The following is a 12905-nucleotide window of genomic DNA, read 5'->3' as shown; positions in this document are numbered from 1 at the left end:
GGGGCGACCGCGAGGAGACCGTCACGCATGGGCCACCTCCCGCGTCCGCAGCCGGTCGACCAGTTCGAGCGCCGAACCGTCGTGCAGCGTGGCGTGCGCGGCACGCAGCGCCTGGTGCCAGTCACCCGTCAGCCGGCCGGCGACCGCCAGCGCGGCCGCGTTGAGGCAGACGGTCTGCGTCGCCGCCGGCCCGCCGCGCCCGGCCAGCACCTCACGGAACAGCCCGGCCGCGCCCCGCGCCCCGCCCTCCGCCGGGGCCAGGCCGGCCAGGTCACCGGCGCCCAGGCCCAGGGCGGCGGGCATCAGCGTGAACTCGTCCTCGCCGCCGTCCTCGTACGCCCGTACGCGGTTGGCGGTGAACGCCAGCAGCTCGTCGGCGCCCGCGTCGTTGGCGGCCAGCCACACCGTCCGGCCGGTGGCACGGGAGGTGTGCCCGGCGGCGTGCCGCAGCGGCTCCAGCGCCTCGGGGCGGGACACCCCGGTCACCTGCGCGGCCACCGGCATGTCGGCCAGGAACGGGCCGAGAGTGTTGACGAACGCACCCAGCAGCCGCATGTCCAGCGGCGCGACGGCCCGGGCGAGCAGCCCGATCTCCTCCGGGTACACGAAGTACCCGGCGAAGGCGATGCCGCACCGCTCAAGGACGTCCTGGGTCTGCTCGTACGAAGTCGTCGGCGCGATCCCCAACCGCTCCAGCAGGTCCAGGGAGCCGCAGCCACTGGTGTAGGCGCGCGAACCGGTCTTGACGACCCGTACGCCCATCGCGGCGGCCACGAACGCGGCTGCCGTGGAGATGTTGAAGGTACGCGGCCCCCCGCCGGTGCCGACGATGTTGACGGCCCCGCCGAACGCGTCCGCCGGGCGGGCGGGACGGCGCTCGGCCAGCGAGTCGAGGAAGGCGCACAGGGTGACCCGGTCGGGCATCCGCGTCGACAGCGAGGCCAGCAGGGCCGTGGCTTCGCCCCGGCGCAGGCCCCCCGCGTGGAGCCGCTCCCAGAACGACCGCCACACCGGAAGCTCCACCGGACGGTCCCGGCCGATGAGCGAGACGACGGCCTCGTGCATGGCTACGCGGCCCCCGCGTGCTCGCGCGGCGCGTCCGCGAGGAACGCGGCGATGGCCGCGACGGTGGTGAAGGACTCCGGGTCGAGGTCGACGGCGTCGGTGTCGACGCCATAGCGGTCCTCCAGCCAGGCGATCACCTTGAGCAGCCCGAGGCTGTCGATGATGCCGTTCTCCAGGAGGTCGTGGTCGTCGGCCAGCTCGTCGGCGGCCACGTCCGGCAGGAACTCCTCGACGATGAACTCCTTGACGGCCTGGGCGTACTGCATGTCAGCTCTCCTTGGTGAAGTGGGCCGAAGCGACCCGGTCGCGGTCGACCTTGCCGGTGGAAGTCCTCGGCAGCGCGTCGTCGGTGATCCGCAGCACCGAGGGGACCGCCGCCCGGGGCAGCCGGCGGGCCAGATGCCCGCGCAGCGTCAGGCTGTTGAGCCCCGAGTCCGGTGAGCGCCGCACGACCGCGTGCAGCAGGCGCCCCGCCACCGGGTCGGGCAGCGCCAGCACGGCCGCCTCGGTCACATCGCGGTGACCCAGCAGGACGTGCTCCACCTCCTGGGCGTTGACCCGCACCCCGCGCACCTTGACCTGGTGGTCGGTGCGGCCCTCCAGGGTCAGGGACCCGTCCGGGTGCCTGCGCACCAGGTCGCCGCTGCGGAAGTAGCGCCGCCCGTCGTCCCGCACGGGATGCGGTACGAAGACCTGCCGGGCGGCCGCCGCGCCCAGGTAGCCGCTGGTCTGGAACGGTGTCGACACGAGCAGTTCACCCGTGCCGGGCCCCTCCAGCACCGTGCCCTCGGCGGTGACGACGAGCGCGTCGACCCCGGGCAGCGGGACGCCGATCGGCAGCGGCGGCACGCCGGGGGCCCGGGTGTCGACCTCGTGCACGAAGCTGTCGTTGGTCTCGGTGCACCCGTAGATGTTGTGCAGCCGGGCCCCGGGCAGCAGACCCGGCAGCCGCTCCAGCAGCGGCCCGGGAATGGCGTCCCCGGTGAACATGGCGTGCCGCACGGCGGACAGCGCCGCCCCGGCGGCGTCCGCCGCATCGGCGACCAGCCGGAAGAACATGGGTACGGCCTGCACGACATGCACCTCGTGCCGCTGCATCAGGCCGAGCAGGCGCGCCCCGTCCAGGGCGTGGTCGGGGTCGACCAGGACGACCCTGCCGCCGTGGGCAAGGGTGGCCCACACGTCCAGCAGGCACAGGTCGAAGTTGAGCGGCGCGTAGTTGAGGACCGTGGTGCCCGGCCCGATACCGAAAGCGTCGGCGGCCCAGTTGGTGAAGGCGTCGAGGGCCGGCACGCCCAACGGAACGATCTTCGGCAGTCCGGTGGACCCGGACGTGGTCAGCAGCAGCGCCGGCCGGTCGGTGGCCGGCGCGGGCGCCACCGGCACACCCGCGTCCGCTTCGAGATCGTCGAGATCGTCGTACGGCAGCAGCACCTCCCGTACACCGGCCTGCTCGTGCAGTTGGCCCAGGGCCTCGCGCCCCAGCGTCGCCGCGGGCAGAAGGACCGGCCGCCGCTCCAGCAGACAGGCCAGCACCAGCGCCACGGTGGCCGGCGACTTCACCGCGGGCACCCCGACCGGCTCGTCACCCGGCAGCCTCGCGACACGGGCCCGCTCGCGCGCCGCGCGGTGCAGCAGCGCCCCGTAACTGATCTCCTCGTCCCGCCACACCAGGGCCGTCGCACCCGGCGTCCGCCGTGCCTGCCCGACGATGCCGTCGAGCAGACGGTGACGGCCCTGTGCCGCGCCCACGATTCCGCTCACGGCTCCTCCCCCAGCTCGCCTCGCGCTCCTGTGGGTACCGATGGTGGTTTCGCGGTCTGGAGGATCGATGGAGCCCCGCTGCACCGCCCGGAGCACCCCGCGCACACGCGAGGGCCGCGCCACCGGACAGGTGACGCGGCCCCCGCGGCGGTGACGGGACGGCTCTCAGCCGCCGGTCAGCTCCGCCAGCACGTCCGCCGGATCACTGTGCGGCGCCCCGGCGGGCCACCAGGTGCCCGCCTCCTCGCGGTACGGGTACCACCGCCCGTCGCGGCCCAGGCGGAGCTGGACGCCCCGCGCGGCGAACGTCCAGTGGTTGTCGCGGACCTCCGGCGCGGGCAGTTCGTCCGCCTCCCAGCCCGCCGTGACCGCAGCCCGGGCGCGGGCCGCCTCCTGCGCGGACGGCGACCAGGTCCGCTCCAGCACCTCCAGGCCCGCCACCCCGCCGGCCCGCCACGCCGCGGCCGCCCGGTCCAGCTCCCCCGGCGGCCTGCCGCAGCTCTCGCGCAGCCGCGCCGGGACCCTCGGGTCCGGGTGCGTGGCGGCGATCCGTACCGTGTCCTGCCACACATCCAGCGGCGGCGCGGGCTCGGCGGTCAGCCCCAGGGCGTACGCCAGCAGTCCGCGCGCCCGCACGGCCGCGCCGGTGACCAACTGCTCCAGCGGGTCGGCCTCGATGCCCGTGACCGGCTCGCCCGCCCCGGCGGGCAGCGGCGGCAGCGGCGGCAGCGGCGGCGGCGCCGGCAGCGGCACGGCCGTGCGGGCCCAGGCCGCCACCGGGTCGACGCCCGGCGGCGGACCGGCCGCCTCCTGCTCGCCGCCGTCGTCCCCGTACCCCTCCTCGTCCTCCCCGCCGTCCTCGTCGGCGCCGGTCATCGCCCGCAGCATCAGCTCGGACTTCAGCTCCTCCAGGGCCTCGCCGGCGTCCCGGCCCCGCACCAGCGGCAGCAGCCACGGCTCGGCGTCCAGCAGCCACGACACCTGGTAGCACAGCGCCGTCGCGTGCGCGCACGGATGCTCCAGGGCATCGCAGTCGCAGTCCGCGTCCAGATCGCCGTACCCGGGCAGCATCCGCACCCGGGCGTCCTCCACCGCCTCCAGGAGATCCTCCGGCAGCTCACCCGCCAGCAGCTCCTCCGTCACGGCCGGCCGGTCGGCGGCCTTCTCCCAGAGCAGCTCCCACTCCCCCGCGTCCAGCTCCGCGAGCGTCACCACCGTCGTGTACGCGGCCTCACCCCCGTACACCTCCGCCGAGATCCGCCCCGGGCTGACGGTGATCGGGCCGATCCGGCCGGTGCGCGCGAAGGCCCGCCCCTGCTTCAGCGACTCCTCCTCCGGCCAGGTGTCCTCCACCGCCCCGGTCCACGCCCTGGCCCAGAACGACTGGCCGCGGGCCCGCCCGCCCTTGCGCGCCGCGAAGGCGGGAAAGCCCCGTGCACCGCTCTCCTGTGCCTCGCCCATCACTCGCTCCTCAGCTCGACCAGGTTGGCCAGCTCGTCGTTCGTCAGCTCCGTCAGCGCCTGCTCGCCCGTGCCCAGCACCGCGTCCGCCAGCTCCTTCTTGGACTCCAGCAGCGCGGCGATCCGGTCCTCCACGGTGCCCTCGGCGATCAGCCGGTGGACCTGCACCGGCCTGGTCTGGCCGATCCGGTACGCACGGTCCGTCGCCTGGGCCTCCACCGCCGGGTTCCACCAGCGGTCGAAGTGCACGACGTGATCGGCCCGCGTCAGGTTCAGCCCGGTGCCCGCCGCCTTCAACGACAGCAGGAACACCGGCACCTCCCCGTCCTGGAACCGCTGCACCAGCTCCTCACGCTTCGGCACGGGAGTGCCGCCGTGCAGGAGCTGCGCCGGCACACCACGCTCCGCCAGGTGCCGCTCCAGCAGCCGCGCCATCGCCACGTACTGCGTGAACACCAGCGCGGCGCCACCCTCGGCGGTGATGGTGCCCAGAAGCTCGTCGAGCAGCTCCAGCTTGCCCGAACGCCCGGTGAGCGCCGTGCCCTCCTCCTTGAGGAACTGGGCGGGGTGGTTGCAGATCTGCTTCAGCCCGGTCAGCAGCTTCAGCACCAGGCCGCTGCGGGCGATGCCCTCACTGCCGCGGATCAGGCCCATCACCTCGTCGACCTGCTTGCGGTACAGCGCCGACTGCTCGCCGGTCAGCGCCACCGGCCGGTCCGTCTCGGTCTTCGGCGGCAGCTCCGGCGCGATGCCCGGGTCCGACTTGCGGCGGCGCAGCAGGAACGGGCGCACCAGACCGGCCAGGCGCTGAGCCGTGGCCCGCTCCCCCGCCCCCTCGGCACGCTCCGCCTCGATCGGCGCCATCCAGCGGCGGCGGAACTCCCCGTAGCCGCCCAGCAGTCCGGGCGTCGTCCAGTCCAGAACCGCCCACAGCTCCGAGAGGCTGTTCTCCACGGGCGTGCCGGTGAGCGCCACCTTCGCGTCGGCGGGGATGAGCCGCAGCGCCTTCGCGGTGCTCGAGTGCGGGTTCTTCACATGCTGCGCCTCGTCGGCGACGACCATGCCCCAGCGGTGCCCGGCCAGCTTCTCCGCGTCCAGCCGCATGGTGCCGTACGTCGTCAGGACGAACCCGTCGGCGGCACCGTCCAGGGTCCGGCCGGTGCCGTGGTAGCGGCGCACGGCGGTACCCGGCGCGAACCGGCCCACCTCCCGCTGCCAGTTGCCCAGCAGCGACGCCGGGCAGACCACGAGCGTCGGGCCGGCGCTGCCCTCGTGCTCCTGCCGCAGCAGGTGCAGCGAGATGAGCTGCAGCGTCTTGCCCAGGCCCATGTCGTCGGCGAGGCAGCCCCCCAGGCCCAGCGACGTCATCCGGTCCAGCCAGCGCAGACCGCGCAACTGGTAGTCGCGCAGCGTCGCCGTGAGCGCGGCGGGCTGCCGGACGGGTTCGCTGCCGCCGTCCGGGTCGGACAGGCGGGCCCGCAGCGCCAGCAGCCAGGCGGTGGGCGCGACCGGGACCTGCTCGGTGCCGATCCGCGCGTACCCGCTCAGGGCGACCGCCAGCGCCTCGATCGCGGTGAGCGCACCCACCTCCCGCTCACGCGCCTTGCGGGCCAGGCCCGCACCGATGAGGGTCCACCCGCCGCGCAGCCGCACGACGGGACGGCCCGCGCCGACCGCCGCCATCTCCTCCTCGGTGAGCGGGTCGCCGTCGAGGTCGAGCTGCCAGCGCAGGTCCACCGTGCCCCCACCGCCGAAGAAGGAACGCAGATCGCCGGGCGGCGGCAGATCCGCGCCGACCACGGCACGGGCGGTCAGCGAACGGTGGGCGTCCGTCGGCCACAGCACGTCGATGCCGTGGGCCCGCAGCCGGCCCGCCCCCTCCCCCAGCAGGTCGGTGACCTCCCGGTCGGACAGGTCCATGGCACGCGGCACGGGAAGCAGCCGCTCCAGCGGCGCCCACACACCCGCGGCACGGCGCACCGCCAGCACGGTGTCGGCCTGCGCCCGCGGGCCCAGCGCGTGATCGGCGCTCTCGAACAGCTCACCCGCGTCCAGCGCGAGCGTCGGATCGGCCAGGCTGTGGGCGCGCGGCACGAGCCGCACGGCCGGCGGCTCCACTCCCCCGCCACCCCCGAGCTCGACCCGCAGCGACACCCGCACCCCGGAGTCCAGCCCCGCCGAGATCTCCTCCGCCCACGCCCGCAACTGCGGCACGTGCTGCGGCTCGACAGCCGCGAACGCCGCCCGGCCGGTCGCCGCGTGCGCCGCCGGAGTACGCGGCAGAGTGTCGGCGACAGCGTCCAGGAACGCCCGCACCAGCCCCTCCGGCTCGGCCAGGCGCACCTCCGCGCCACCCGTACCCGGCAGGGCGGCCGCGTACGCCTCGGGCGGCGCGGCCGCCGCCAGCTCCCGCACCCGCCGCACGTCGTCCAGGTCCAGCGGACCGGTCCGCCAGGCGTCGTAGCCGCCCCGGGTCACACCCGGCAGCAGCCGCTCACGGGCCGCCAGGTGCAGGGCGATCCCGGCCGCCGCGCCCCAGAACGCGGCAGCCGGATGAGCCGTCTCCCCCGGCCTGGCCGCGCGGGCCAGCACCGGCAGCGCGTCGGCCACCGACAGCCGCACCACCGGGACGGTACGCGTGACGGGCACCCCGTCCTCCACGGTGACGACGTCCGCCTCACCGGCCTCCCCCGCCGGCGGTGGAACGCCCTCGGCGTCCCAGAACACCACCGTGCCGGCGCGGGGCGGGTCGGCCGCTTCGAACAGCGCCGCGCACCGCGTCAGATCACCGGCGCGCACACCCGTCGTCACTGTCATGTCCCTCTGGAGTCCTTTCCGTCCGGCGTGGCCGGTTTCAGCAGTCGAGCCGCTGGTAGCGTCGCACGGCCAGCGGGAAGAAGATCGCAAAAATGACCACGGGCCAGACCACGGCCATGACTATGGCCTGATCCGACGCCCATGTCCCGGTGTCCCAGCCCGGGTTGCCGAACAGCTTCCGCGTAGCCGTCACCGTCGCCGACAGCGGATTCCACTCGGACACCGCGGCGAGCCAGCCCGGCATGGTGTCCGGCGAGACGAACGCGTTCGACAGGAACCCCAGCGGCCACACCAGCGTCTCCGCGGCGGTCACCGCGGCCGTGTCCCGGAACACGAGACCCAGGTAGATGCCCACCCACAGCAGGGCGAAGCGCAGCAGCAGAAGCAGACCGACCGCCGCGAGAGAGGCACCGACCCCGCTGTTCGCCCGCCAGCCGACCGCCAGACCGCACAGCAGCATCAAGCACAGGCCCAGAACCGAGTTGAGCATGTCGGCGATGCTGCGGGCGGTCACCACCGCCCCGGCGGACGTGGGCATCGCACGGAACCGATCGGTGACACCCTTGTTGGCGTCACCGATCACGGCCAGCATCGTCACCTCGATACCGAACACCATCGTCATGGCGAACATGCCCGGCATCATGAACTCGCGGTAACTGCCGCCCTCCGGCACCAGCATCGCGCCACCGAGCAGATACCCGAACATCAGCACCATCATGATCGGGAAAAGCATCCTGAGGACGACCGGAGCGGGATTGCGGGCCCAATGGGCCAGGGCACGACCGGTCAGGACCCACGAGTCCGACAGGGCCCAGCGGACACCGCCCGTCGCCATCGTCACCTGCGGAGCTTCGGTGGTCACACCGACACCTCTTCCTTCTTCTCGTCGCGGACCGTCCCGGCCGCCTCCGTACCCACGTCCTTGCCCGTGTCCTTGTCCGGCCCCGTCAGGTGCAGGAACACCTCGTCCAGAGGCGGGCGGCGCAACGCGATGTCCTCGGCCACCACCCCCGCCTCACCGAGCGCGCGCACCGTCTCGGTCAGCGCCACCACCCGGTCCTGAACCGGCACACCCAGCCGCCAGTTCTCCGCGTCCGTGTCCGGCTCCCGGCCCGTGACCCGCGCCAGCACCCTCGTCGCGACGGCGAAATCAGCGGCATCGCGGACCGTGATGTCGATCCGGTCCCCGCCGATCGTCGACTTCAGCTCGTCGGGCGTACCCTCGGCGATCACCCGCCCACCCGTGCCGCCCCGCGACGCGATGACCGAGATCCGGTCGGCGAGCTGGTCCGCCTCGTCCAGGTACTGCGTCGTCAGCAGCACGGTCGTGCCGTCGTCGACCAGCGAACGCACCGCCGCCCACACCTCGTTACGGCTACGCGGATCCAGCCCCGTCGTCGGCTCGTCGAGGAACAGCACCTGCGGCGCGACGATCAGGCTCGCCGCCAGGTCCAGACGCCGCCGCATACCGCCCGAGTAGTCCTTCACCGGCTTGGTACCCGTATCGGTCAGCGCGAACTGCTCCAGCAGCTCCTCCGCACGCTCCTGCGCCGCCCGCTTCCCCAAGTGGTACAGCCGGCCGAACATCACCAGGTTCTGCCGACCACTGAGCACCTCGTCGACCGCCGCGTACTGCCCCAGCAGACCGATCCGCGTCCGCACCTCCGCGCTCTGGCGGACCACATCGAAACCGGCGACCTCGGCACGCCCCCCGTCCAGCCGGGTCAGCGTCGACAGAATGCGCACCGCGGTGGTCTTGCCCGCACCATTGGGCCCGAGCAGCCCATGCACCGTCCCCTGGGCCACCCGCAGGTCGAACCCGCTCAGGGCCGGGGCCTCGCCGTACCGCTTGCACAGGTTCTCCGCGACGATCGCGTGTTCAAGTCCCATGGATGTCCTTCCCCCGGGGGTGGATGACGTGTGCTGAGCAGTGTGGTAACCCCCGCTCGGCGGCCCTTCGAGTCCCGCTCGACCCGCAGGCGGAAGCGTCGGGACGTCAGCGCACACCCACAGGCCCGGAGGAGCACGTGGTCACCTTCATCAACCGCTTCACGGTCACTGGCCCCGCCGAGGAGTTCGAGCGGCTCTTCGACGACACCTCGGCCTTCTTCCGCGACCGCCCCGGATTCATCAGCCACCGGCTGCTGCGCCACACCGAGCAGCCCGGCTCCTACGTCAACGTCGCCGAATGGGAGAACGCCGAATCCTTCCGCGCGGCCGTCACCCACCCCGACTTCGCCCCGCACGCCACCGCCCTGCGCACACTCAGCACCAGCGAATCCAACCTCTACGCCTCGGTGCTCGAACGCACGGCCACCCACTGACCCCCCACACGCCGCAGCGGGCGGCCCCCAAGGAGCCGCCCGCTGCCACCCACCCGCCCCACCACCGACACTCAGACAGCGGCACGCTCGGACAACGCCCGGTTGACCAGATCCAGATACGCACGCGGAGTGTCGGCCTCGTCGATGGCCTCCTCGTCGAGGACCAGATCGAAGTCACGCTCGATGCGCCCGGTGGTCTGGAGCAGCGCCAGAGAGTCGTAACCGAGGTCGATGAACAGAACGTCCAGGATGTCGCCATCCAGGTCCACGCCCTCGTCCTCGCCGGCGCACTCACGCAACAGAGCGGTCAGATCAGTCAGTTCCAGCAGCTTCACGGCATACCTCTTTCCTCGGTACGGACTTCTCTCAAGGCGCCGAGGGCTATCACGCCGTGATAACTCCCAGGCGCGAACCACAGCAGCCGGGCTATCACGCCGTGATAACCCCCAGCCCCCTGCTCACGAACCACGGCGGCCGGGGGCTATCACGCCGTGATAACCCCCCGCCCCGCCCTCAGGCGCGAACCACAGCGGCGGAATTGAACCCACCCCGCCCACGCGCCAGCACCAGCGCGGTCCGCACCTCGACATCGCGGCGCGGCGCACCGGTCACCAGATCCAGCGGGCAGTCGTCCGCCGGGCGCACGGTGCCGGTCGTCGGCGGAATCACCTGATCCCGCACCGAGAACAGCGCCGCCGCCAGATCCAGCGACGAACCACCCGCGGCCAAGCGGCCCGTCATGCTCTTGGGCGCCGTCACCGGAACACCCCGCTCCCCGAACAACTCGGCCAGCACCCGCGCCTCGGCCCGGTCGGCCGCCCGCTCCCCCGCCGCGTCGGCGAAGACCACGTCGACCTGGTCCGGCCGCACCCCCGCATCGGCCAGGGCGAGCTCGGCCGCGGCACCCAGCCGTGACCCTCCCCCGACCGCGGGAGCCGGATCGAACGTGGACGCGTACCCGGCGACCGTCCCGTACACCCGCGCCTCCCGGGCACGCGCCGCCTCCGCGTCCTCCAGCACCAGCAGCGCGCCACCCTCACCGGGTACGTACCCCTGGGCGTCCGCCGAGAACGGCACGAAAGCCCGCCCCGGGTCGTCACTCAGGCTGATCCGCCCCTCGGCCAGATGCGCGGTCCACCCCCACGGGCACAGCCCCGAGTCGACCGCCCCGGTCACCACCAGCGACGACCCCTTGCGCACCTGCCGGCGAGCCTGCCCGACCGCGTCGAGCCCACCCGCCTGCTCGGTCACCAGCACCCCGCTGGCCCCACGCAGCCCGTGCCGGATCGAGATCTGCCCGGTGTTCACGGCGTAGAACCAGGCGAACGACTGGTACGCGCTCACATGCTGGCTGCCCTTGCTCCACAGCGCCTGCAACTCACGCTGCCCGAACTCGAAACCACCCGCCGAACTCGCGGTGACCACACCCGCCGCGTACTCGGGCAGCCCCGCCGGATCGACACCGGCGTCGTCCAGGGCCTCCTTGGCGGCCACCAGCGACAGCCGCGTCACCTGGTCGGTCTGCGCCAGCAGCCGGCTCGGTACGTGATCCTCGGCGACGAACCCGGGCACCTCACCCGCCAGCCGCGCCGGATACCCCGACGCGTCGAACCGCGTCACCGGCCGGATACCGCTCTCACCCCGCAGCACCGCCGCCCACCAGGCATCGGCACCCAGCCCATTGGGGGCGGCGACACCGACACCGGTGACCACGGCCACGCCGGTACGGACAGGAGACGTACAGGTGGTCATGCGCTCACTCCCAGGTGCGGACGGGTCAGGACCATGGCGCTCTGGAAACCACCGAAGCCACTGCCCACAGTAAGAACCGTGTCGGTCACCTGCTCCCGGGCCACGAGCGGCGTGTAATCCAGATCGCAAGCGGGGTCCGACTCATGGAGATTGGCCGTCGGCGGCACCGTGTTGTGCTCGATGGCCAGGGCACTGGCCGCCACCTCCAGCGAGCCGATGGCACCGAGCGAGTGCCCGATCATCGACTTGATGGAGCTGACCGGCACCTCATAGGCGCGCTGCCTCAGGCTCCGCTTGAACGCGGCCGTCTCATGCCGGTCGTTCTGCTTGGTCCCCGAGCCATGGGCGTTGATGTAGTCCACGTCACCAGCATTGAGCCGCGCCTCGTCCAGGGCCGCGGTGATCGCCTCCGCCATCTCCACCCCGTCGGCCCGCAGCCCGGTCATGTGGTACGCGTTGCTCCTACTGGCGAACCCGGCGATCTCCGCGTACACATGCGCACCGCGCCGGCGGGCATGCTCCAGCTCCTCGATGACCAGCACGGCCGAACCCTCACCGAGCACGAACCCATTGCGCGTCCGGTCGAAGGGCCGCGACGCCGTCTCCGGCTCGTCATTGCGCGGACTGGTGGCTTTGATCGCGTCGAAACAGGCGACGGAGATCGGCGAGATCGGCGCCTCGGTGGCACCCGTGACCATCACATCGGCGCTGCCCTCACGGACCAGCTCCACCGCATGCCCGATCGAGTCCAGACCCGACGTGCACCCCGTCGACACCAGCGACACCGGCCCCTGCGCCCCGACCGTGTGGGCGACCTCGGCGGCCAGCGAACTGGGCACGAAGTAGTCGAAGAGATGGCTGACCGCCCGCGTGTGGTCGACCAGCCAGTTCGCCCCGTTCTCGCTGACCTTCGCGTACTCCACGTCCAGCCCGGTGGTGCAGCCGACCGCACTGCCCAGCGTCACTCCGGTACGCACCGGATCGAGCTCCCCGGCCAGCCCACTGTCCGCCAGCGCCTCCCGAGCGCCCACCACGGCGAACTGCGCGGCCCGGTCGAGCCTGGCCACCTCGGCCTCGCCCAACCCATGCGCTCCCGGGTCGAAGTCCACCTCGGCGGCGATACGCGAACGGAACTGCGCCGGATCGAACAGGGTGATGCCTCGGGTCGCCGTACGGCCCGCGGTGAGCACCGACCAGAACTCCTTGGTACCCACCCCGCCCGGGGCGACCACTCCGATACCGGTGATCACAACCCGTCTCATCGGCTGTCCCTCACAGTTCTCCTCCAGGTGTCACGGCCACCTCGGCTACCGTCCGAGCGTCGCCGACCCACCTGGAGAATGGCTCGAACATGCCTTCCACAGCCGAGCGCCCCGCACAGGCAACCTGTGCGGGGCGCTCGGCCATCCGCTCACGACATCGACCCGACGCCCTCCCGCGCCGCGATGAGCCGCCGCAGCAACTTCTCCCGCTCCTGCGGCAACATCTTCTCCAGCACCAGATCGGCCACCTTGTCCCCGTCGTGCCAGGGCATCCTGATCCCCGCGAGCTTCGGCGGACTGGGCGCCTCCCGCGGCGCGGGCACCTCGTCGGAGCTATCACGCCGTGATACCCCCGCAGCCACCTCCCCCCCCCCCCCCCCCCCCGCCCCCCCCCCCCCCCCCCCCCCCCCCACCCCCCCCCCCACCCCCCCCCACCCCCCCCCACCCCCCCGGCCCCCCCA

12 protein-coding genes are annotated in these 12905 nt (G+C 73.0%); 1 reads left to right on the top strand and 11 read right to left on the bottom strand.

Features of this window, described 5'->3' with window-relative positions; genetic code table 11:
* Positions 1-21: 21 nt before the first annotated feature.
* From E2B92_RS31845 to E2B92_RS31815, 7 genes are all read right to left on the bottom strand, one after another.
* Entirely contained in the window at positions 22-1065 is a 1044-nt protein-coding gene (locus E2B92_RS31845; RefSeq protein WP_126884925.1) for an anthranilate phosphoribosyltransferase, read from the bottom strand.
* A gap of 2 nt (positions 1066-1067) precedes the next feature.
* A complete protein-coding gene (locus E2B92_RS31840) occupies positions 1068-1331 on the bottom strand; it encodes an acyl carrier protein (protein WP_126884924.1) in 264 nt (87 codons plus the stop codon).
* A 1-nt stretch (position 1332) separates the two neighbouring features.
* Positions 1333-2829 carry an AMP-binding protein gene (locus tag E2B92_RS31835; protein WP_268825572.1) on the bottom strand — a complete coding sequence of 499 codons (1497 nt, stop codon included), beginning with the start codon at positions 2827-2829 and terminating at the stop codon, positions 1333-1335.
* A 165-nt stretch (positions 2830-2994) separates the two neighbouring features.
* A complete protein-coding gene (locus tag E2B92_RS31830; RefSeq protein WP_126884923.1) occupies positions 2995-4290 on the bottom strand; it encodes an SWIM zinc finger family protein in 1296 nt (431 codons plus the stop codon).
* Positions 4290-7106, bottom strand: a complete 2817-nt coding sequence (locus E2B92_RS31825) for a DEAD/DEAH box helicase (RefSeq protein ID WP_126884922.1) — start codon at positions 7104-7106, stop codon at positions 4290-4292. Before E2B92_RS31825 ends, E2B92_RS31830 begins: the two co-directional genes overlap by 1 nt.
* A 37-nt stretch (positions 7107-7143) precedes the next feature.
* Positions 7144-7941, bottom strand: coding sequence for an ABC transporter permease (locus tag E2B92_RS31820; RefSeq protein WP_126884949.1), 798 nt, complete (start codon positions 7939-7941; stop codon positions 7144-7146).
* A 23-nt stretch (positions 7942-7964) separates the two neighbouring features.
* Positions 7965-8996, bottom strand: a complete 1032-nt coding sequence (locus tag E2B92_RS31815) for an ATP-binding cassette domain-containing protein (protein WP_126884921.1) — start codon at positions 8994-8996, stop codon at positions 7965-7967.
* Between the two features lie 137 nt (positions 8997-9133).
* Between E2B92_RS31815 and E2B92_RS31810 the strand changes: the two genes are divergently transcribed.
* Complete coding sequence (locus tag E2B92_RS31810) at positions 9134-9430, top strand: antibiotic biosynthesis monooxygenase family protein (protein ID WP_185923568.1); 297 nt, start codon at positions 9134-9136, stop codon at positions 9428-9430.
* Positions 9431-9501: 71 nt separating this feature from the next.
* Here the strand turns inward: E2B92_RS31810 and E2B92_RS31805 are convergent, their stop codons facing one another.
* From E2B92_RS31805 to E2B92_RS33915, 4 genes are all read right to left on the bottom strand, one after another.
* Complete coding sequence (locus E2B92_RS31805) at positions 9502-9765, bottom strand: acyl carrier protein (protein WP_126884919.1); 264 nt, start codon at positions 9763-9765, stop codon at positions 9502-9504.
* A 178-nt stretch (positions 9766-9943) separates the two neighbouring features.
* Complete coding sequence (locus tag E2B92_RS31800; RefSeq protein WP_126884918.1) at positions 9944-11182, bottom strand: ketosynthase chain-length factor; 1239 nt, start codon at positions 11180-11182, stop codon at positions 9944-9946.
* A complete protein-coding gene (locus tag E2B92_RS31795; RefSeq protein ID WP_126884917.1) occupies positions 11179-12444 on the bottom strand; it encodes a beta-ketoacyl-[acyl-carrier-protein] synthase family protein in 1266 nt (421 codons plus the stop codon). The genes E2B92_RS31800 and E2B92_RS31795 overlap by 4 nt, the downstream gene beginning before the upstream one ends.
* 149 nt (positions 12445-12593) lie before the next feature.
* Positions 12594-12716: a hypothetical protein gene (locus E2B92_RS33915; protein ID WP_260604336.1), complete on the bottom strand. Its 123-nt coding sequence runs from the start codon at positions 12714-12716 to the stop codon at positions 12594-12596.
* Positions 12717-12905 lie beyond the last annotated feature (189 nt).

It is taken from the genome of Streptomyces sp. WAC05374 (assembly GCF_004353505.1).
Taxonomy (GTDB): domain Bacteria; phylum Actinomycetota; class Actinomycetes; order Streptomycetales; family Streptomycetaceae; genus Streptomyces.
This window is presented reverse-complemented; position numbering and strand designations above follow the sequence as displayed.